Source organism: Deltaproteobacteria bacterium (assembly GCA_016178705.1).
In the GTDB taxonomy this organism is placed as follows: domain Bacteria; phylum Desulfobacterota; class Binatia; order HRBIN30; family JACQVA1; genus JACOST01.
In genome coordinates this window covers 674,944-694,152 of record JACOST010000028.1, presented here as the reverse complement: position 1 = coordinate 694,152, position 19,209 = coordinate 674,944, and the positions used below count along the sequence as shown (strand labels likewise).

The window sequence follows — 19,209 nt, the reverse complement described above, 5'->3', positions numbered from 1 at the left end:
AAAGCATGCTGTCAGCCGGAGTGATCGAACAGTTGCGCGACATCGTCGGCGCCGACGGGGTGATCGCGCGCGACAGTGAGCTGCGCGTGTACGAGTGCGACGGCTACACGCTGGAAAGGAGCACGCCGCAGGTGGTCGTGTTGCCGAAGTCGACCGCCGAAGTCGCCGCCATTCTCACGGTGTTGCACAGCGAGCGTATCGCGTTTGTTCCGCGTGGCGCCGGCACCGGTCTGAGCGGCGGCTGCCTGCCGATTGACGCGCCGGTGATGGTCTGCACCAGCCGGATGAAGCGGATCGTCGCCATCGACTTCGCCAACCGTCGCGCCACCGTCGAAGCCGGCGTCGCCAATCTCGCGGTCACCAACGAAGTGAAGAGCCGCGGCTTGTACTACGCCCCCGATCCATCGAGCCAACAGGCGTGCACCATCGGTGGCAACGTCGCCGAAAATTCCGGCGGCCCGCATACGCTGAAGTACGGCGTCACCACCAATCACGTGCTCGGGCTCGAACTGGTGTTGCCGAGCGGTGAAATTGTACAGCTCGGCGGCGCAGTCGAAGACGTGCCCGGCTACGACCTCGTCGGCCTTACCGTCGGCAGCGAGGGCACGTTTGGCATCGTCACCCAGGCCACGTTGCGTCTGTCGCGCCAACCGGAGTCGTGGAAGACACTGCTGGCGGTGTTCGAATCGGTGAACGACGCAACGCAAACGGTCTCCGGCATCATCGCCGCCGGCATCGTGCCGGCCGCGCTCGAAATGATGGACCGGCTGATCGTCGAAGCCATCGAGGCGGCGTACCACTTCGGCTTTCCCACCGACGCGGGCGCAGTGCTCATCATCGAACTCGACGGGCTTGCGGCCGGCCTGGAGCGGCAGGCCCAGCAGGTCGTGGAGATCTGCCGCGCCAATCACTCCCGCGAAGTGAAGGTGGCGAAAGACGAGGCCGAGCGCGCCGCGCTGTGGAAGAGTCGCAAACGGGCCTTTGGCGCGGTCGGGCGCCTGGCGCCGAGTTACTGCACGCAAGACGGCGTCGTGCCGCGCACCAAGCTGCCCGACATCCTGCGAGCGATCACCCGCATCGGCGTGCACTATCGGTTGCGCATCGCCAACGTCTTCCACGCCGGCGACGGCAACATTCATCCGATCCTGCTCTATGACGAACGTAACGCCGATGAGGTCGAGCGCGTGCTCGCCGCCGGCCGCGAGATCCTCGAAGCGTGTGTGGCACTTGGTGGCAGCGTCACCGGTGAACACGGCATCGGCGTTGAGAAGATCCAGCAGATGCCGCTGATCTTCAGTCCGACCGACTTGCTGGTGATGCAGCAGCTTCGAAAAGTGTTCGATCCCACCCTGCGCAGCAACCCAGGCAAGATCTTTCCCACCCCCGGCGTGTGCGTGGAAACCACGCGCCCGATGCGTCGCGCCGCGATGTGATGGAGCCGGACCCCGTGCCGACATCCGATCACGCGCGCGAACTGATCGCCGCTCTGCGCGCGCGCTTCGGCGCCGATGCGGTCAGCGACGATACCGCGGCGTTCACGATCGCGGGCGGCGCGCCCGCGTGCGTGGTCCGGCCGTTGCAGATCGAGCAGGTCGGCGAATTACTCGCGTTCGCCACCAAGCGCGATTGGGCCGTCATACCGGTCGGCAATGCCACGCACCTGCGCGTCGGCGCGCCGCCGGCGCAATATGACATCGCGTTGTCGCTGCAGCGTCTGGCGCGCATCGTCGCGCATGAAGCCGCCGACATGACGGTTACGGTCGAGGCCGGCGTCACCCTCGGCGCGTTGAACACGGCGCTGGCGCAAGCACGACAGTGGTTGCCACTCGATCCGCCGTTGGCCGAGCAGGTTACCATCGGTGGACTCATTGCCGCCGATCTCAACGGGCCGCTGCGCTTGTCGCAAGGTAAGGTGCGGGACCTGCTGATCGGCATCACCGTCGTGCTCGCCGACGGCTCGATTGCGAAAGCCGGCGGACGCGTCGTCAAGAACGTCGCCGGCTACGACCTCGGCAAGCTGTTCGCCGGATCGTTCGGCACTCTCGGCGTGATCGTCGAGGCCACGTTCAAGATTCGTCCGTGTCCCGAGCAGACTCGCGTGCTGTGGATCACCACGTACGATGATCAAGACGCCGCCGAGCTGGCGCTGACGCTGCTCGATGCGAAGCTGGCGCCGCTATTCGTCGAAGTCTTGAACACCACGGCGGCGGCGGCGTGCGGGCAGACCAGTGGGGGGATCGCGCTCGCTCTCGGCGGCATCGCGGAAGAATTGGACGCGCAGCAAACGGTCATCGTCGACTACTGCGGGCGCTCCGCACGCGTATGCGACGATCGCGAGGCGGCGCAGCTTACGCACTGGCTGCGCGAGTTCCCGCGCCAGGCAGCGGCGACGCTGACCGCGCGCATCAGCTTGCTGCCAACCGAGTTGGCCGGCTTGCTGCCGCGCCTGACACCGGAAGCGGTCGCGCGCGGACTCGAGGCCGCTGTGGTGACGCACGCCGGCAACGGCGTCGCCCGCCTGCATCTGCGCGGCGACGAGGGGCAGGCCTTGTTGTTCATCGAGTGGCTGCGCATCGCAGTGCGGGCGCGTGGGGGTTGGGTCGTGTTCGATTCGTTGCCGGTCGGCTTACACGGGCAGGTCGAACCGTTCGGTTACCGCACGGCCGCGCTGACGCTGATGGAGGGCATCAAGCGGCAACTCGATCCGCGCGGTACGTTGAGCCCGGGACGGTTCGTGGGCGGGATATGAGCAAGCCCAAGCCGTTCGTCCCCTACGAGCGCTTCCTCGACTGCGTGCATTGCGGGTTGTGTCTCAACGCCTGCCCAACCTACATCGAGTTGGGCACCGAGATGGATTCGCCGCGCGGGCGCATTCATCTGATGCGCGCACTCAGCGACGGCACGCTCGCGCTGACGCGGGATGTCGTCCATCACCTCGACCTCTGCCTCGGCTGCCGCGCGTGCGAGACCGCGTGTCCATCGGGCGTTCACTACGGCGAGCTGATCGAAGGGGCGCGCTCGTTCGTCGAAGCGCATCACCGCCGCGGCGTGAGCGATCGCCTGCGCCGGCGCGCGATCGAATGGATCTTTCCGCACGCACGGCGCCTGCGCCTGCTGCTCGCACCGGTGCGCTGGGCGCGGAGACTTGGGCTGTGGCCGGCGATCACGCAGTTGATGCCGGCCGCTGCCTTGCTGCCCGCCGCTGAGGCCGCGCCACGGCTATCGCCGCTCACCCCGGCGCAAGGCACGGAACGCGCGCGCGTCGGCTTGCTCACCGGCTGCGTAGCGTCGGTGCTGTTCGGTGAGACCAATCACGCGAGCGCGCGCGTGCTCGCCCACAACGGCTGCACGGTCATCGCGCCGGCGACGCAGCGGTGCTGCGGCGCGCTCTCACTGCACAACGGTTCGCGCGCGGCGGCGCTCGATTTCGCGCGCCGCACCATCGACACGTTTGCGGAGGATCTCGACGCGATCATCGTCAACGCCGCCGGTTGCGGCGCCATGCTGCGGCAATACGGCGAACTGCTTCGAGACGATCCGGTGTATGCGGAACGCGCGCGACGCTTCAGCGCCAATGTCCGTGACATCAGCGAATGGCTTGCGACCGTGTCGATCGATCCGCCGCCGGCGGTGCCGCCGGTGCGCGTGACTTACCACGACGCCTGCCATCTCGCCCACGGACAACAGGTGCGCGAACAACCGCGCGCGCTGCTGCGCGCGATTCCCGGCGTCGAGTTGATCGAGCTACCCGAGTCCGAGCTGTGCTGCGGCAGCGCCGGCAGCTTCAACCTCACCGAACCGGCGATGGCGGCGCGGCTGCAATCCCGTAAGATCGGTCACATCGAAGACACCGGCGCCGCTGTGGTCGTCGCCGCCAACCCCGGCTGCATCCTGCAGATTCAATCCGGGCTGGCACAGCGCGGTCGCCACATCACCGTGCGTCACCCGGTCGAGGCGCTCGATCGCGCTTACCGTGGCTTGCCGCTCGCGGACTGAGAGCCGTCTTCATCGCAGAACTTCGTGGCATCGACACACAGGCCCCTAGAAAATCTCGTAGCGGGGCTGCCGAACGCGTGATATTGAAGCCACTCTCCGAGCGACGCATGGCAGTGTTCACGCGAGCAAAACGAGTCAGAATCATGTGCAGCGCGGCCTTTGCCGGTGCGCTGATCGCGATAGCCGTCTCGGCGCAAGCGCAGACCGTGACCAAGACAATATCGCCGACCGTGACCGTCACGAGAACTCCAACGAACACACCACCAACTGGAACACCCGATTTCACCAAGACCCACACGAATACGCCAAAACCGACTCTCACCAGGACGATCACCCAGTCGCCCAGCGCTACGCTGACCCCGAGCACAACTCCGACCGGCCCGACCCGGACGCCGACAAAGACGCCGACTGTCAGCGTGACGCACACGCAGCGGCCGACGCGCACGGCGACATTCACGCACCGTCCAACCGTCACGCAGACGATCACCGCCACCCCGTCGATCACGCCGTCGCCGACACTGACGGCGACGGTAACCGTCACGCGCACACCGCGGCCGTCGCGCACGCCGACCGCCACCGTCACTTCGTCACCCACCGGGACATTCACCCCGACTCTTCGACCAACGCGCACCGCGACCGCCAGCGCCACCATCACGCCCAGCAATACCGCCACGCCGAGCGAGACCGAGACGCCGACTCCAGCCGATTCGCCGACCCGCACGGCGACCCGCACGCGGCGCCCGACGCGCACACGCACCTTCACGGTGACGCGCCAGCCTACCCCCACGGCAACGTTTACCCACGTCCCGACGCGCACGCGCACGCCATCCCTCACCCCAACCGAATCACCAACGCTGCCGCCGACCGCAACCGCGACCGAGACCCCAACACCCACCGACACCGCCACCGTGCGGCCGACGCGCACACCGACGTTCACGCACACAGCCACCAGCACGCGCACGGAAACGCCGACGAAGACCCCGACCGTAACTCAGACGCCAACCTTGACCACCACGGACACGCCGACGCCGACGCCGACGATCACTCATACCGAAACCGCAACGCTGACGCCGACAGTGACCATCACCGCGACCATCACGCGCACACCAACGCTGCCACCCACGCGCACCGCGACCGCCACGCCTACCGGATCGGCCACCTCGCTACCCACCGACACCACCACGCCGAGCGCCACCGCCACGGTAAGCGCGACGGCAACCGAGACGTCGACACCAACACCGAGCGCCACCGCGACCCCGATCACCTGTGTCGGCGACTGCGACCTGAGCAACACCGTCACCGTCGAAGAACTCATCATCGGCGTGAACATCGCGCTCGGCACCGCGCCGCTCACGAGTTGCCCGTCGTTTGACGCCGACCACAGCGGCGACGTGACGGTCGAAGAACTGATCACCGCGGTGAACGCGGCGCTGGGGAATTGTCCGGTACCAACCCAGTAGCGGGTTGTGAAGGAAGGGGCGGGTTTGCGACCCGCCCCCACAACGACGAGCAACTACTACAGCCGGCGCGCGGCCGGCATCACGTCTTCGGCGAATCCCTGGATCTCGTCCATGAAGTACGGCGCGAACACCATGAAGATGAAGTGGGTGACCCCCACCGCGCGATAGCGTTCGATGGTGTCGAGGCACTCGCCCTTGTCGCCGATCATGATTTGCTTGCGCGCCGCTTCCGGCGTGGTTTGCCGCATGTTGGCGATCAGGCTGCACATGAATTCTTGGCGCGGTGGCGCCGCGTTGTAGCAGAGCGGGATCATCGCGGTTTTCTCGATCCGATCGGTGTCGCGCTTCACCGTGTCACCATGCCGCTTGATTACGTCGATCAGCGTCTTCATCGTTTCGGTGCTGCCGCTGGCGTTCCACATGTCAGCGTACTTGGCAACGATCTTCAGCAACACCTTCTGGCCGGTACCGCCGATCATGATCGGCGGGTGCGGCTGCTGCAGCGGTTTGGGCAGACACATCGCATCGGTGACCGTGTAGTGCTTGCCGTGCACCGTGGTCTTCGGCTGCGTGAACATGCCGCGGATGATTTGGCAGGCTTCGTCGAGCGCGGCGAGGCGGCCGGGCACGGTCTTGAAATCGATGCCGAAGTTCTGATGTTCGAGCTCGAACCAGCCGGCGCCGATGCCGAAGTTGAGGCGGCCGCCGCTGATGTGATCGAGCGTCGCGGCCATCTTCGCGGTCACGCACGGGTGGCGATAGGTGTTGCCGTTCACCAGATGACCGATGCGGGCGCGTTTGGTCGCCCGCGCCAACGCGCTCAGCGTCGTCCAGCCTTCGAAGCATGGGCCTTCGGGGTCGACGAAGATCGGATAGAAGTGATCGAAGTTCCACAACGAATCGTAGCCCAAGGCATCGGCCTTCTGCCACAGCTCGAGCATCTGCCCCCACTCGATGCCTTGTTGGCCGGTCTGAATCCCAAAGCGAATCGGATGTGTCGTCGCCATCGTACGTCTCCCTTTCTTACCGTGATGGCCGCGACGCTACACTACGCGCGGAGCTGATTCGAGTAGGTTGAGACGTCAGCGGCCCTCGTTGGCAGCCGAAGGTGATACGGCTGGGCCGCAAGCGCCGTGACGTTGCCCGAGGGTCACGGCCCGGATCGCGTCAATTGCCCCTCACCGCAAAACCGCTGGAGTAGATCCCGCCCATACGCTAGATTTATCGAGCCGGTATTCGCCGCAACCAAATCATATGGGCAGACTTTTGGTTGACAAAAAAAGCCGCAAGACGTAGAGCGACCGCAACCGGTGGTATCGTGGGACAGAGTGGAATCCAACCAGTTGTGGCAACGAAGGGCGAGGAGGGGGCTATGGCGGGGAGAAAGTTGCTCGATCTGCTTATCACTCACTCATATCGGCATTCGGACACGCCTTCGTTTCGTCTCGCCTCCGGGAAGTTGAGCAACTTCTACATCGACTGCAAGATGACCACGATGCGTGGCGAGGCCATGCCGCTTGTTGGCGAAGCAGTGCTCCAGCTTCTCCCCGCCGGAGTCCAGGCGGTAGGCGGACTTACGATGGGGGCTGATCCAATCGCCAATGCCGTCGTATTTTTTTCTCAGTCCACTCGCCGGCACGTCGACATGTTCTCAGTTCGCAAGGAAGCGAAGGAGCATGGGCTGTGCAAATGGATCGAAGGCTGCGCGAAGGCTGGAAGCCGTGTTGCCGTCGTTGATGACGTCGTGACCACCGGTGGCTCCACGATCGATGCGATCCGAAAATGTCACGAAGAGAAGCTTCAAATCGTTGCCGTGGTGGTGTTGGTAGACCGTCAGGAAGACGACGGGATAGAAAAGATTCGGCGCGCTGTAGGTCCAAACGTTCCGGTTCGCGCGGTCTTCACGCGTGCAAATCTCGAAGCCCGTTGGCATGAGACTCATGCGGACACGCCTGCCCCAACACATCAAGCGGTTGCGGGTTGAGCTCGACCGCCGACTCGCCAAGTATCCAATCTATCGCTACGTCGTCACCGACATCCTCTGGCACTTGGACCAAGAGATTTGGGAAAGTGAGCAGGGCATTCCGTCGGACACGGCGCACATTCTCGATTCGAGCCTATCACCCGAATTCGACGCGGTGCTTCGCGCTACCACTGAAGCTGAAATTAACAAGGCAGTCGACGCGCTCGTGCGCGCATGGGAAGCAGCGTTGCCCGACAGATGGGGTTGACCCTCGGTTGATCGCGATCGATTCCAGGGCCGGCCCCGGAGTGCGTTCTCACAAACTAAGTGCGTGTGCTTGCGTTGAGCGGCGAAGCCACGAATTTCGTCGTCCTCGTCGTGGATGACGCTGTAGCGAAGCGCCTTCATGCCGGCCTCCACCGGGTCTTGCAGTAGTCGACGGTTTCCTTGCTGGTCAGGCGGCGGGTGGAGTTGCCGCTGCGGATGTAGAGATGCTCTTCGTCGCCCTCTTTGATGAACACCGGGCGGGGGCTGGGTTGGATGGCCACGCGGCAGAAACCGTCGCCGTTGTGCTTGTCGACGCTCGTCATCAAATCTCGCGGCGACGCAGCTTCGCGACCAAGGTCGTACGCTTGAGGCCAAGCATGTGAGCCGCGGCTTGCTTGTTTCCCCTCGTTCTTTTCAATGCCTCGTCGATCAAGCGGTCCTCAAAATCTTGAACGACGCGATCGAGGTCCATCCCCTTCGGATCGATTGCCACTTCAGGCGCGATCCGCTGAAGGTCGAGGCGACGAATCGCGGTCGGAAGCGCCTCGATCCCGAGACTGGCGCTTGAGCTGGAGGTAGTCATTTGGTCGATGACGTTCGCCAACTCACGAACGTTCCCTGGCCAGTCGTATTGCCACATGAATGTCAGCGCTTCGTCAGTCAGTTGCGGGATCACTCCAGGCTTGGCTCGTGAAGGCAGGTCGAGGAAGTACTTTGCTAGGGCCGGGATGTCTGACCGTCGCTCGCGCAGAGGTGGGAGACTCAGTTGAAGCACTGCAAGGCGATAGTAAAGATCTTTTCGAAACAGCCCGTTCTTGACTTGGAGCGCGAGATCTTGATCGGCAGCGGCAATGAGGCGAGTGGCGGTCTGCGGCGCGGCGGCGCCGCCGGCGTCCCTCTCGCTCAGGTAGGCGCTCAACCGTGCCTGCGGTTGTAGGGTGAGCTCAGAGACATGACTGAGAAACAACGTGCCCCCACGCGCCTCATTGAGCCTCTGCTCGAACAGCTCAGGGGTCACTGAACTGCAACCAACGGAGACGAAAACACTTCCGAATCGAGGGCTGCGCGCGTGAATGGAGCGTGCGACGAGGCTCTTGCCTGTGCCAGGCTCACCAGTGATGAGGATCGGTGACTCGACCTGCGCGGCGCGCTTGGCGAGATCTAACGCTTGAATCAGCAAGGGATGCGCACCTACGATCGAGGGCGGTTCCGCGCTCATGGAAGGCTCCTGAGCTTGACCTCACAGCGAGCGAATGTTGGGACTCGTCGCAGCCGACTTAGATCCGGCCGACTCTGTGCGATCTCCATCGCGCGGTGGTCGAAGATTAGGGGCATCAACAGCAACAGAAGCAACCTCTATCACGATCGGGGCGGACGGTACTAAAGCGTTGCCATGTCGCCCTCACCACGCCGGGACGCCGCTCTGTTCGAGTTGGCGCTGATCGTGCGAGACCAACAGGGTGAAGTTGTTTTGATCGCGCTGGCGGCGCAAGAACGTGCGCAGCTGGGCTTGGCGCACGTCGTCTTCGGGTACCAGCAGCAGGCGATAGAGATACGGCTTCGGGATGTCGTACGAGACGCCGTCGATGTTGTTGACGATGTCGCCGGTGAAGAGATAGCGGCGCACGCCGTCGGCAGTCTTGACGAAGGCGATGACGAGTTGACTGCCCGGTGTATGTCCGCCGGCCGCGATGACGAACACGCCGGGAAAACCCGCAACCGGTAGCAGCGGCGATCCGCCGAGCCGCGTCACCTCCACGCAGCTCTGTTGCTGCTTCAACAGTGCTAGGCCAGCACTGGTGGTGTGGTTCGTTCGTTCCGCTTGTGCTTCGGTTTGGAAAACATGCACCGGATGCTTCACGGCGCGGCAGAGGTCGGCGACGCCACCGACGTGGTCGAGGTGAAGATGCGTGAAAATGGCGCCTTGCACGCGTGACGCCTTGTTGCCGAGTCGCTCGGCGGTCGCTGCCAATGGTTGAAGCGCCTGGCCGCCGCTGAGCAGTTCGATCGGCTTGCCGAACGCGATGGCACCTTCGCGGTTCATGCCGACATCGACAAGCAGCAGGCGGCCGTCGGTCCATTCGAGCACGAACGCCGGATGGCTCATCACATACGCATCGTTGGGGCGTGGGTCGCGCGTGGGTTCGAGCACCACCGAGCGCGGCATGGGCTGGCTGGCGGTGTTGATCCAGGTGAGACGCACGGGGAAGTCGTCGCTCGCGACGCTCGCCGCCACGATCGCTTCGTCGGTTGGCAGCGGCGCGCGCTCGCGCCGAATCGCCAGGTGCGCGCGGGTGAGGATGACCCCCACTACGACGATCGCCAGCACGATCATCGTCAACAGCCCGAGTAGGAGCTTCTTCACCATACACCCCTCCGCAAATCGCCGGCTCCATAGCGTGACCGGTGGCGCGACACCAGCGCGGGGGGACGGTGGTTTCTCGGGTTGAACCAAACCCTGAGTGCATTGGAAGTCGTCATTGCGAGGAGCGGAGCGACGAAGCAATCTCGCCGCAGTGAGGGCGGCTGCTCGCGCATCAAGGTTGCTTCGCCCTTGCAGGGCTCGCAATGACCGAGGATCTGGCTCGCCGCGTTGGTCCGCACTCGACTTCCCCCTTTTGAAAAATGAGGGGGACTTGGTCAGATGTTCAGAAAATCCCCCTTGCCCCCTTGCCGCTCTACATCAACGAGTTCGTGTTCCGCTACAACAACCGCCACAACGAAGAAATTTTCGAGGCGGCGATAGCAGGATGCTGAAGCGCGGCAACTGGCGGGCGCTTTCAGCGGCCCGTCAGAGCGACGCCAGCAAGCCGATTCAGTTGGAGCTACCATTCGCGGTTGTTTCCTCGCGCTCCGCCTTGCGTCGCCGGGCGAAGCGACGCCGTTGATTGCGGAAGTGCGCGCTCGTCTTGGGTTCATACTGCTTGCACTTATGGCAGTAGAAAAAGATGATCTTCTGTGCTGATCTCGCTCCCATGGGCGTCCGCCTAGTTTTGCACCGCGCCGACCCTGGCGTTCATCCTAGCGTCCCAATCCTTCTCTTCCGTTCCTCTGCCCCATTTAGCAGGGCCGCTCTTCTATCGATTGAAATCGACTCGGAGTGCTCAGACTCGTTCGTATAGAGGACCAAATTGAGCTTGTGTTTGTCGGTGATCGAATCCGCTACCGAGGTCGGAATGATCATGAAATTGTGGACAAGGCACGCCTCCACGACTTCATAAGCAGCAAGCCGTAGCTCCGGTGATCCAATATCTGCCTCCTTCTGGGGAAGCCTCTGAAAATTGCTGCCCGGTCGCCCGATGTTTGGCCACTTTTCAAAATGACCACCCTTGCCACCGCCGGCTATTGTTAGCCCTTGCCCATCGACAACCGCGAGGGCAGTGCGAACGTTCACGGGGCGATTTGTATCGTTGTCAACGCGGAACACCGCCTTCAAGTCTATGTGCCAGCGGTCCTTCCTTCCGATAGGGAAAACCCTAATGACTCGGGATAGGGACAAGCCACCTTTGGTCGGATCACGTTCGCATTTCAGATTGTGAATATCTCCCGTCTTTGCGCCCTCCCCAAGCACTATTTGCGTTCGGCGATCCCCTGGTCCGGTGAGATAGTCGTTGATTGCCGTGCGCGCCCTTTGTGCAGCCGCCGAATAGGGATTTGGCTCCAAAAGATTGAATGGGCTTCGCCTGATGGGGCCTTTAGTCGGCGAAATTGAATCCGTCGCACCACTCAAAGCACCAAGCGCGTCAACCAGTTTCGTCCCTTCCGATCCGAGATTGTAGCGCCCGACATTCTCCAGAAACTCATCAAGCCACCCGCGCAGCGGCTCGTCCGTGCCAAATCGTTCGTCAAGCGGCGCTGGTGCTTTCAGTTTTTCGTTGTGGCCAATCTCAGCCATGGTTGCAAGGAGCAGGGAACGCAATTCGCTTGTGCGCTCTCCCGCTTCGACTGAGGGCGAGTTCGCTCGGGACGGCAGATTCTGGCCAAGGGCGATCTTTCCGCTTCGTAGGTCGCGATAGAAATCCACAAACTCAGTTCGCCCATTTTCAAAGGCTTGCTGCGCAAAGTTTATTCGTTCCGCAATCGTGTTTTTGCTTGAACCAACACTGCCACCATCAAGCCACTGTGCCAAACCGTCCAGGGTCTTCTTGGCCTCATTGAGCGAACGTTCGACGATGTCACGCACCGGTTGATGCAGATCGTGATCGTTATAGGCAAACGTTCGCTCTAGCTCTTCTATCGCATCGCGAAGCAGCATTCCCGTTTCGAGCGACACTTCACTAACACCGCGCCGTAATTTCAGATACACATTGGTAAGCTCACCATTCAGCCTCTCCATCAACCGTGGGGGGAATCTGGTTGCCGTTTCTGCTTCATTTTGCGCAGGAGTCCGGACAATTGTTGCCCGCTCCCTCGGGGCAGCTCGCGGACTGGGTGACCTCACGTCCGCACGTCGCTTGTCGCGGATAGCAAACGTGCCGGTGACGATGGTTCCAAGGGTGAAAGCCCCGGCGGCACCCAACGAGATGTATTTCAAGGCCGGGCTCAATCCAGAGAGCCACGCGGCAACGTTGCCGATGTAGGTAATCACTGCGACCACAAGCCAACCCTGAAAGCGTTTTCCCCATTTGCTGTCCAGAAATTGATCAAGCGCCGTCCCGACCAAATAGTCCGGAAGAAACTGCTTAAGCCACGCCCACATGAAACGCCCCCCCTCGCCTGAGAGATTTTTCCCCTCAGTAGTGAGAGGGCAGGGTAGCCGAAGTGACGTTCTTCCATCAACAGTCGGATACTCGCCGGGGGGGAAGAAATCGGCGGACAACCGTCGAAACAGATCATCACGCGCCGACTTCACAAGACATGCGTCGTTGTGGTTTTCTGTGCCCATGATTGCCGAACAGGAACTCTCTCGTCGATCGAGAAGCGTGGACGAGTTTGGCGGCTGGCCGTTGGTGGGCTGGGCGGCTGCCATCCTGACGATCTTCTTCGCGGTGATTGCGCTCGCGGTTGGTGTCACGGAGCCTGGCGTCCGCGCCCTCGTTCGCACCAGCGCGCAGACCTCGTTTGTGCTGTTCCTCGCCGCCTTCGTCGCCTCGGCGCTGCAGCGCACGTGGCCAACGCCCGTCAGTTGCTGGCTGTTGAAGAACCGGCGCTACCTCGGCGTATCGTTCGCGGTCTCGCACACGATGCATCTCGCCTTCATCATCGCGCTGACGCGGGTCGCTGCCGATTTCACAACTGGTCCAGCGGCTCTCATCGGTGGCGGCATGGCTTACGTGTTCATCGCGGCGATGACGGCCACGTCGTTCGATCGCACCACTCAGTGGCTGGGCGCGCGCACGTGGCGGCGGTTGCACACCGTGGGGATGTACTGGATCTGGGCGATATTCTTCGTGTCGTATCTGCCGCGAGCGCTGACCACGCCTGCGTACATACCGTTCGCGGCGTTGCTGATCGCAGCGATAGGCTTGCGCGCATATGCCAAGCTGCGCCGGGGGTGAGAGGATCGGATGGATTACGAGTGTAGCGAAGGACCGTTCACGATCTCGACCGATCCCGCACGCCTCAGCATCGACACCATTCACACGTTTCTGTCGCAGTCAGCGTATTGGGCGCTCGATCGCTCCCGCGAGACCGTCGTGCGTTCGATCAACCACTCGCTCTGCTTCGGTGTGTACGAGGAACAGATCCAGGTGGGCTTTGCGCGCGTCGTCTCCGACTACGCGACGTTCGCCTACTTGGCCGACGTTTTCCTGCTGCCGTCGCATCGCGGCCGCGGGCTGTCGAAGTGGCTGATGCGCTGCATCCTGGCGCATCCGGACTTGCAGGGGCTGCGCCGCTTTCATTTGATCACCAACGACGCGCAGGAACTCTATCGCCAGTTTGCTTTCACGCCGCTTGCGCATCCCGACCGGCACATGGAGCGCGTCAGCCCGCGGCCTCAACTTTGATCGGACACTAAGACTCACCGCCGAGAGCGCGGAGATCGCAGAGAGAGAGTCGGCACGAGAGTATTCGGCGATTTTCATCAACCTCACTGGCAATGGACTTTCGTGTGCTCCTTCGTGGTCTCCAGCTCTTTGGCTCGGCGCTCTCGGCGCCCTCTGCGGTGAATCCGTTCATGTCAGATCAAGGTTAACCACGAACCGCGCTCGCCTTGATCCGCCCTTCGCGTTTGTCGTAGTCCTATACGCATGCGGCAGGCAGGCACCGCGCGTGGGTGATTCGAGCGATGGCTGATCCCAAGTCACCCGCTCCGCCCGACACATCATCGACGGACCCGCAGGCGCGCCGGCGGCGGAAACTCTCGGCCATCATGATGGCCGACGTCAGCGGCTTCAGCCGCATGATGGGCAAGAACGAAGACGCCACCGTCGACCTCATCAAGGAATTTCACGATCGCGTGCTGAGGCTGGTCGAGCAGTTCGAAGGCCGTGTGGTCGACACCGCCGGTGATTCGGTGTTCGGCGAGTTCGACAGCGTCGTCAACGCCGTGCGCTGCGCGTGCCGCATTCAGGAAGAACAAACCGCGCGCAACGCCGGGCAGCAGCCCGACGCGCGCATCGAAACCCGCATCGGTGTGCATCTCGGCGACGTGATCGTGGAAGACTATCGCGTCTACGGTGACGGTGTGAACATCGCCGCGCGCCTCGAACCGCTCGCCGATCCCGGCGGCATCTGCATCTCCGAAGCGGTGTATCAACAGATTCGCAACAAGCTCGACCTGCCGATGGAAGATGTCGGGCTAAAGCAGTTGAAGAACATCGAGCACCCGATCCGCCTCTATAAGGTGGCGCCGGTTCGTGAGGCGCCTCGCGACGACGAACCCGCGCCGCCGCCGCCCGCACCGGTTGCTGAACGCGCCGACTTGATGCCCACGCCCGTTGGCGTCGAATTCTTGGGGGCGAGCACATTGATCTTGTCGAGCACGGGAGCGTTTCTGCTGCTGAGCCCGATCCTGCTGTTTTCAACGGGCGGCGTGCTGGCCACCGGCGGTGCGATCCTCCTCAGTCTCGCGCTCGGGCGCGAGTGGGCGCGCCGCACGCGGCGGTCGGGCAATCTGTTGATCGCGCTCGGCATCGGCCTCGCGTCCGGCGCGGCGTGGACGAACTGGAGCAAGCTCACCAATGGACTGTTCCTACTCGCCGGCGTGATCGTGGCGGCGAGCGGATTGGGAGGTCAGCGCCGCAAGCCACCGAAGAATTGAATCCCGAGAGCTGAGTCAGCTTCGATGATCGATTCGATAGCGGCGCAGCTCGGGCATGGTGAGGGCCACGATCACCAATACGATCAGGCACCCGACGCCGCCGCTGACGACGGAGAACGTCGCGTTGGTCAGTGCGGCCACGAAGCCGGACTCCACCGCGCCCAGTTGGTTCGAAGCGCCGATGAACAGGAAGTTCACCGAGCTGACGCGGCCGCGCAACTCGTCGGGGGTGGAAAGCTGGATCGCCGTGCTGCGCATGACCACGCTGATTTGGTCGGCGACGCCGGCCGCCATGTAGGCGGCGATCGAGAGCGGAAACCAGCGCGACAGACCGAACACGATCGTCGCGATGCCGAAGCCACCCACTGCCATGAGCAACGCGTTGCCGGCATGCCGGATTGGCCGCGCGGTCATCAGCGCTAGTGATGTCAGCAGCGCGCCGATCTCGAGCGACGACGTCAGCAAGCCGTAGCCGCGCGGGCCGACTTGGAGAATCTCGTTGGCGTAGATCGGCAGCAGCGCCGTCGCGCCACCGAAGATCACCGCGAACATGTCGAGCGTCATGCAACCGAGGACGATCTGCTGGCGGCGGACGAAACGCAGGCCTTCGCGAATCGCGTGCAGGCTCACCACGCGGCGCTCGCCGTTGTGCGGTCGCTGATGCAGGAGGCTTACGCCGATGATCGATCCGAGAATCAGAATCCCGTAGACGGCGTACACCGTGCCGATGCCGGCTGAGGCGATGACCAGACCACAGAGCGTCGGTCCGCTGATGAACGCCAGCGCTTGATTGGTGGACGAGATGGTAACCGCACGCGGGAAGCTCTCGCGAGGTACGATGGTCGGCAGCAGCGCCGCGCGCGCGGGATTGTCGAACGCCGCGGCGATGGCGATAAAGAACACGGTGCCGTAGAGCAGCGGCAAGGTCGCCAAGTCTCGGTAGGTGGCGACGAACAGCACGATCGCGGCGGTGAACGCGAGCGACTGTGCCGCCATGATGATGCGGCGACGGTCGTAGGTATCCGCGACCGCGCCCCCGACCAGCACCAGGCTGAGCGCCGGAATGAATTGGACCAGTCCGACCAACCCGAGGTGAAACGCCGAATGCGAGAGATCGAACACGTGCCACGCGATGGCCGCGCGCATCATGGTCATTGCCGTTCCAGCGCAGAAGCGGCTGGCAAGGTAGAAGCGGAAGTCGCGCGGAAACATCGTCGCCCAAGCTTCCAGCCCGCCGCCGCAGACGCAAGGGTTCGGCACGCTCGGCGAAAGGACGCGAGATCATTCGCGCCGTTTGGGCCTCGGTACTTGCCTTCGTCACGAAGTGGCCATATGACATGGCCAGGTAAAGGAGCCCGATGAAGACACGAACGATACCCGCGACCGAGTTCAAAAATTCCTGTCTGAAATTGATGGAAGACGTGCGCAAGCAGCACGTCCCGCTGACGGTGACGAAGCGGGGGAAGCCGTACGTGCGCATCGTTCCGATCAGCGAATCCCCACGATCACGATCGCTGCGGGGGACGATTGTGCGCGCGGCCGCGAACATTTTTTCCACCGGCGAACGCTGGGACGCTGACACGTAATGCCGGTGGTTTTGGACACGTGCGCATGGCTATGGCTGTGCGCCGCGCCCGAGAAGTTGTCGCGCGCCGCTCGCGATGCGATCGACCGGGCGCGACCGGGCGCCGGTCTGGCCGTGTCGGTCTTTTCCACCTGGGAGATCGCGAAACTCGTGCAGAAGGGGAAGCTGGAGTTGGCGCTGCCCTGCCGTGAATGGCTCGCGGCGGCCATGCGCGCCGACGGCATCACGATGCACCCGGTGTCGCCAGAGGTGTGTCTTGAGAGCACGGAGCTACCGGGGGCGTTCCGCGGCGATCCCGCCGACCAAATCATCGTCGCCACCGCCCGCCTGTTGTCGGCACCGGTGGTGACCGCCGATCGCAAGATCCGTTCGTACCGCCACGTGCAAAGCGTGTGGTGAACCCCGTCACGACCATCCGCCGCGAGGTGACTCGCGACCGAGGTGGACAGCTACGTCAGCAACGCTCGTGCGTCACGCTCGACGCCGGCCATGCCCATGGCGGCGGCAGCGCCGACGACTTGATCCAGGAGGGCGCGCGCCCGCTCGCGGTCGCCAGCGCCGCTCCGCTGCAGCAGCACGCGCGCCAGCGCGAGACGCGTGCGGCGTACCGCCTGCATCGCATCGTCACCGAGCTGCGCGAGTAGTTCGATCGACCCGACCAGATCGGTGAAGAGCACCGTAACCGTACCAGACATGAATCAGTGCCCACCGCATGGAGCCGCACGGGGTAGAGGTCGCGGAGCGAGAGTCGTCGGCGCGTTTGCCCTGTCGTGCCACAAGAGGGAAAAGGGACCGTGCCTTACGCCATCCGCGTGGCGGGCGTCGTCCGCGTGACTGGATTGATCGCGACCGGCGCTGCGCTGCTTGCCAGCATCGGCGATCTGTTGCTGCTGCACGTGGCCCAGCTCGGACCGGAGGACTGCGGCATCGCGCGCATGGCGTGTTGGCCAGAGCTGCTCACTGGGCACTACCTCGGGGTGCTGACGATTCCGCTCTATGGAATCGGCTACTGGCAGGTCTCGCGTGGTCTCGGCGCGAACGACTGGCGCGCGCGCTGGGTGTTCGCGCTCGGCGCGTATGCGAGCGCGCTCGGCGGTGCCGTCCATGGGCTCACCGCGCTCATCATTCGCGCGTCGCCGGCGGATCCAAACGCGCCCGGCGATCCGTTCGCGGCGCTGGCGCCGTATGCGCCGTACCTCCTGCCGCTGTGGCTGCTACTCGGCGTGCTCGCGCTGGCGGGTTCGGCGCTCTTCACGCTCGTCATCCTGACCACGCGCACCGCGTATCCGCGCTGGTTCGCGTTCGCCAATCCGGTCGTGCTCGTGGCGCTCGCCAGTCTCGCGACACTTCCGGCACCGGCCATTGCATCGTACGTCATTCCCGCCGCCCCCAATCTCGCGCACATCGTCTTCTTCGGCGCATCGACTGCGGTGCTGTGGCAGGCCGACACACGGTAGTGGAAACTCGCTTCCCGATGGGCCGCGCCCTCGTGTAGGGTGCGAACACTATGCGCACGCTCGAGTTCTGGTTCGAGTTCGGCAGCACCTACTCGTATCCCGCCGCGGCGCGCATCGAAGCGCTCGCGACGGCGTCGGGTGTCGCGGTCGAGTGGAAACCGTTTCTGCTCGGCCCAATCTTCAAGAGCCAAGGATGGAGCGATTCCCCCTTCAACATCTATCCGGTGAAGGGCCGCTACATGTGGCGCGACCTGGAGCGGTTGTGCGCGAAGTATTGCCTACCGCTGAAACGCCCGACGCAATTTCCACGCAATGGCCTGCTCGCCGCACGCGTCGCCTGTCTGGTCGCGCGCGAGGCTTGGTGTCCTGACTTCGTGCGCGCCGTTTACCGCGCCAACCTCGCCGAGGATCGCGACATCGCGCAGGCGGAAACCGTCGCCGCGATTCTGACCGCGCTGGGTCAGCCGAGCGCTGAGCTGATCGCGCGCGCGGAAGCCGCGGCGAACAAGGAGCGCTTGCGGCTACAGACCGAGCGAGCCGTGGCGCTCGGCATCTTCGGTGCGCCAACGTTCACCGTCGACGAAGAGATGTTCTGGGGCAACGATCGGCTCGAAGACGCGTTGGCGTGGTGCGTTTCTTGATCGCGGAAGACGGAGGGCGAAGCAAGCATCGCCCTACTCGTCAGGACCAGTCGACAGGCGCTTCAAGAGAACGCCGGGGAGAGGACATCGCGCATGCCTGTTGAAGTCATCGGCATCGATCACATCTATCTCGCGGTGAGTGACTTCGCGCGCGCGGAAGCGTTCTACGACCGCGTGATGATCGAAGTGCTCGGCTTTCGCAAAGGCTCGGCGCCGATCGCCGGTGAACCGCATCGGCACTACTACAACCGGCAGTACGGATTCTCGATCCGGCCCGCCCGCGCCGGCGCCCCGCTGCATGACCCCTATGCGCCGGGGCTGCACCACTTCTGTTTCCGCGTCGAAGACGAAGCGGCGGTGCACCGCGCCGCGAGCGAATTGCAGATGCGCGGCATCGACGCGAGCGAGCCGCGTTACTACCCCGAGTACGCCCCCGACTACTTCGCCACCTTCTTCGTCGATCCGGACGGCATCCGCTTGGAGGTCACCAATTTCCGCGCGCAACGGCGCCATCGCATGCATCACTGGGATGAGCCTGGATAGGCGATGGAGAGGAGACCTAACCCTGGTGTGACTTGAGCGGATTCACCGCAGAGCTCACCAAGCGCGCCGAGACACAAATCAGTGAAAGCCGAA

At 63.5% G+C, this 19,209-nt stretch carries 21 protein-coding genes; 14 read left to right on the top strand and 7 right to left on the bottom strand.

Annotation, left to right across the window (positions count from 1 at the left end; all coding sequences use genetic code 11):
* Positions 1-5 precede the first annotated feature (5 nt).
* From HYR72_20115 to HYR72_20100, 4 genes are all read left to right on the top strand, one after another.
* Entirely contained in the window at positions 6-1,433 is a 1,428-nt protein-coding gene (locus tag HYR72_20115) for an FAD-binding protein (GenBank protein MBI1817284.1), read from the top strand.
* Between the two features lie 14 nt (positions 1,434-1,447).
* Positions 1,448-2,749 (top strand): FAD-binding oxidoreductase, encoded by a 1,302-nt coding sequence (locus HYR72_20110; protein MBI1817283.1) that lies wholly within the window; start codon positions 1,448-1,450, stop codon positions 2,747-2,749.
* The gene (locus HYR72_20105; GenBank protein ID MBI1817282.1) at positions 2,746-3,996 is read left to right on the top strand and encodes a 4Fe-4S dicluster domain-containing protein; all 1,251 of its coding nucleotides are present in this window, start codon (positions 2,746-2,748) and stop codon (positions 3,994-3,996) included. Before HYR72_20110 ends, HYR72_20105 begins: the two co-directional genes overlap by 4 nt.
* A gap of 143 nt (positions 3,997-4,139) precedes the next feature.
* Positions 4,140-5,456, top strand: a complete 1,317-nt coding sequence (locus tag HYR72_20100) for a hypothetical protein (GenBank protein ID MBI1817281.1) — start codon at positions 4,140-4,142, stop codon at positions 5,454-5,456.
* A 56-nt stretch (positions 5,457-5,512) separates the two neighbouring features.
* Here HYR72_20100 and HYR72_20095 read toward each other — a convergent pair whose 3' ends face one another.
* Positions 5,513-6,463 carry an LLM class F420-dependent oxidoreductase gene (locus tag HYR72_20095; protein MBI1817280.1) on the bottom strand — a complete coding sequence of 317 codons (951 nt, stop codon included), beginning with the start codon at positions 6,461-6,463 and terminating at the stop codon, positions 5,513-5,515.
* A gap of 365 nt (positions 6,464-6,828) precedes the next feature.
* Here HYR72_20095 and pyrE point away from each other — a divergent pair, with 365 nt between their 5' ends.
* Both pyrE and HYR72_20085 read left to right on the top strand, forming a co-directional pair.
* Positions 6,829-7,440, top strand: a complete 612-nt coding sequence (gene pyrE / locus HYR72_20090; GenBank protein ID MBI1817279.1) for an orotate phosphoribosyltransferase — start codon at positions 6,829-6,831, stop codon at positions 7,438-7,440.
* A complete protein-coding gene (locus HYR72_20085) occupies positions 7,397-7,687 on the top strand; it encodes a hypothetical protein (protein MBI1817278.1) in 291 nt (96 codons plus the stop codon). The genes pyrE and HYR72_20085 overlap by 44 nt, the downstream gene beginning before the upstream one ends.
* Positions 7,688-7,823: 136 nt before the next feature.
* Here the strand turns inward: HYR72_20085 and HYR72_20080 are convergent, their stop codons facing one another.
* From HYR72_20080 to HYR72_20065, 4 genes are all read right to left on the bottom strand, one after another.
* Positions 7,824-8,009, bottom strand: a complete 186-nt coding sequence (locus tag HYR72_20080) for a hypothetical protein (GenBank protein MBI1817277.1) — start codon at positions 8,007-8,009, stop codon at positions 7,824-7,826.
* Positions 8,009-8,905: a sigma-54-dependent Fis family transcriptional regulator gene (locus HYR72_20075; GenBank protein ID MBI1817276.1), complete on the bottom strand. Its 897-nt coding sequence runs from the start codon at positions 8,903-8,905 to the stop codon at positions 8,009-8,011. Before HYR72_20075 ends, HYR72_20080 begins: the two co-directional genes overlap by 1 nt.
* A 183-nt stretch (positions 8,906-9,088) precedes the next feature.
* Entirely contained in the window at positions 9,089-10,054 is a 966-nt protein-coding gene (locus HYR72_20070) for an MBL fold metallo-hydrolase (protein MBI1817275.1), read from the bottom strand.
* Positions 10,055-10,702: 648 nt separating this feature from the next.
* Positions 10,703-12,655, bottom strand: coding sequence for a hypothetical protein (locus HYR72_20065; GenBank protein ID MBI1817274.1), 1,953 nt, complete (start codon positions 12,653-12,655; stop codon positions 10,703-10,705).
* Between HYR72_20065 and HYR72_20060 the strand changes: the two genes are divergently transcribed.
* From HYR72_20060 to HYR72_20050, 3 genes are all read left to right on the top strand, one after another.
* Positions 12,570-13,184, top strand: a complete 615-nt coding sequence (locus HYR72_20060; GenBank protein MBI1817273.1) for a hypothetical protein — start codon at positions 12,570-12,572, stop codon at positions 13,182-13,184. The two genes, HYR72_20065 and HYR72_20060, sit on opposite strands and share 86 nt — an antisense overlap.
* Before the next feature lie 9 nt (positions 13,185-13,193).
* On the top strand, positions 13,194-13,634 hold the full coding sequence (locus HYR72_20055; GenBank protein MBI1817272.1) for a GNAT family N-acetyltransferase: 441 nt from the start codon (positions 13,194-13,196) through the stop codon (positions 13,632-13,634).
* Positions 13,635-13,915: 281 nt separating this feature from the next.
* Positions 13,916-14,890 carry a hypothetical protein gene (locus HYR72_20050; GenBank protein MBI1817271.1) on the top strand — a complete coding sequence of 325 codons (975 nt, stop codon included), beginning with the start codon at positions 13,916-13,918 and terminating at the stop codon, positions 14,888-14,890.
* A 15-nt stretch (positions 14,891-14,905) separates the two neighbouring features.
* Here the strand turns inward: HYR72_20050 and HYR72_20045 are convergent, their stop codons facing one another.
* On the bottom strand, positions 14,906-16,102 hold the full coding sequence (locus HYR72_20045; GenBank protein MBI1817270.1) for an MFS transporter: 1,197 nt from the start codon (positions 16,100-16,102) through the stop codon (positions 14,906-14,908).
* Positions 16,103-16,248: 146 nt separating this feature from the next.
* On the opposite strand from HYR72_20045, the gene HYR72_20040 reads away from it, so the two are divergent.
* On the top strand, positions 16,249-16,476 hold the full coding sequence (locus tag HYR72_20040) for a type II toxin-antitoxin system Phd/YefM family antitoxin (GenBank protein MBI1817269.1): 228 nt from the start codon (positions 16,249-16,251) through the stop codon (positions 16,474-16,476).
* Positions 16,476-16,874, top strand: a complete 399-nt coding sequence (locus HYR72_20035) for a type II toxin-antitoxin system VapC family toxin (protein ID MBI1817268.1) — start codon at positions 16,476-16,478, stop codon at positions 16,872-16,874. Before HYR72_20040 ends, HYR72_20035 begins: the two co-directional genes overlap by 1 nt.
* Positions 16,875-16,924: 50 nt before the next feature.
* On the opposite strand, the gene HYR72_20030 is transcribed toward HYR72_20035, so the two are convergent.
* Positions 16,925-17,170, bottom strand: a complete 246-nt coding sequence (locus HYR72_20030; protein ID MBI1817267.1) for a hypothetical protein — start codon at positions 17,168-17,170, stop codon at positions 16,925-16,927.
* Positions 17,171-17,269: 99 nt separating this feature from the next.
* Here HYR72_20030 and HYR72_20025 point away from each other — a divergent pair, with 99 nt between their 5' ends.
* The 3 genes from HYR72_20025 to HYR72_20015 all read left to right on the top strand — a co-directional run bounded on the left by HYR72_20025 (position 17,270) and on the right by HYR72_20015 (position 19,116).
* A complete protein-coding gene (locus HYR72_20025; protein MBI1817266.1) occupies positions 17,270-17,932 on the top strand; it encodes a hypothetical protein in 663 nt (220 codons plus the stop codon).
* A 50-nt stretch (positions 17,933-17,982) separates the two neighbouring features.
* A complete protein-coding gene (locus HYR72_20020) occupies positions 17,983-18,573 on the top strand; it encodes a 2-hydroxychromene-2-carboxylate isomerase (protein MBI1817265.1) in 591 nt (196 codons plus the stop codon).
* Positions 18,574-18,666: 93 nt separating this feature from the next.
* A complete protein-coding gene (locus HYR72_20015; GenBank protein MBI1817264.1) occupies positions 18,667-19,116 on the top strand; it encodes a VOC family protein in 450 nt (149 codons plus the stop codon).
* Positions 19,117-19,209: the final 93 nt, after the last annotated feature.

What these genes read in the sequence shown, in the direction of transcription:
- HYR72_20115 (MBI1817284.1), top strand. Translation starts at nt 6, where the DNA reads ATGCTGTCAGCCGGAGTGATCGAACAGTTGCGCGACATCGTCGGCGCC.
- HYR72_20105 (MBI1817282.1), top strand. Translation starts at nt 2,746, where the DNA reads ATGAGCAAGCCCAAGCCGTTCGTCCCCTACGAGCGCTTCCTCGACTGC.
- HYR72_20100 (MBI1817281.1), top strand. Translation starts at nt 4,140, where the DNA reads ATGTGCAGCGCGGCCTTTGCCGGTGCGCTGATCGCGATAGCCGTCTCG.
- HYR72_20095 (MBI1817280.1), bottom strand. Translation starts at nt 6,463, where the DNA reads ATGGCGACGACACATCCGATTCGCTTTGGGATTCAGACCGGCCAACAA.
- pyrE (MBI1817279.1), top strand. Translation starts at nt 6,829, where the DNA reads ATGGCGGGGAGAAAGTTGCTCGATCTGCTTATCACTCACTCATATCGG.
- HYR72_20085 (MBI1817278.1), top strand. Translation starts at nt 7,397, where the DNA reads ATGCGGACACGCCTGCCCCAACACATCAAGCGGTTGCGGGTTGAGCTC.
- HYR72_20080 (MBI1817277.1), bottom strand. Translation starts at nt 8,009, where the DNA reads ATGACGAGCGTCGACAAGCACAACGGCGACGGTTTCTGCCGCGTGGCC.
- HYR72_20075 (MBI1817276.1), bottom strand. Translation starts at nt 8,905, where the DNA reads ATGAGCGCGGAACCGCCCTCGATCGTAGGTGCGCATCCCTTGCTGATT.
- HYR72_20070 (MBI1817275.1), bottom strand. Translation starts at nt 10,054, where the DNA reads ATGGTGAAGAAGCTCCTACTCGGGCTGTTGACGATGATCGTGCTGGCG.
- HYR72_20060 (MBI1817273.1), top strand. Translation starts at nt 12,570, where the DNA reads ATGATTGCCGAACAGGAACTCTCTCGTCGATCGAGAAGCGTGGACGAG.
- HYR72_20065 (MBI1817274.1), bottom strand. Translation starts at nt 12,655, where the DNA reads ATGGCAGCCGCCCAGCCCACCAACGGCCAGCCGCCAAACTCGTCCACG.
- HYR72_20055 (MBI1817272.1), top strand. Translation starts at nt 13,194, where the DNA reads ATGGATTACGAGTGTAGCGAAGGACCGTTCACGATCTCGACCGATCCC.
- HYR72_20050 (MBI1817271.1), top strand. Translation starts at nt 13,916, where the DNA reads ATGGCTGATCCCAAGTCACCCGCTCCGCCCGACACATCATCGACGGAC.
- HYR72_20045 (MBI1817270.1), bottom strand. Translation starts at nt 16,102, where the DNA reads ATGTTTCCGCGCGACTTCCGCTTCTACCTTGCCAGCCGCTTCTGCGCT.
- HYR72_20040 (MBI1817269.1), top strand. Translation starts at nt 16,249, where the DNA reads ATGAAGACACGAACGATACCCGCGACCGAGTTCAAAAATTCCTGTCTG.
- HYR72_20035 (MBI1817268.1), top strand. Translation starts at nt 16,476, where the DNA reads ATGCCGGTGGTTTTGGACACGTGCGCATGGCTATGGCTGTGCGCCGCG.
- HYR72_20030 (MBI1817267.1), bottom strand. Translation starts at nt 17,170, where the DNA reads ATGTCTGGTACGGTTACGGTGCTCTTCACCGATCTGGTCGGGTCGATC.
- HYR72_20020 (MBI1817265.1), top strand. Translation starts at nt 17,983, where the DNA reads ATGCGCACGCTCGAGTTCTGGTTCGAGTTCGGCAGCACCTACTCGTAT.
- HYR72_20015 (MBI1817264.1), top strand. Translation starts at nt 18,667, where the DNA reads ATGCCTGTTGAAGTCATCGGCATCGATCACATCTATCTCGCGGTGAGT.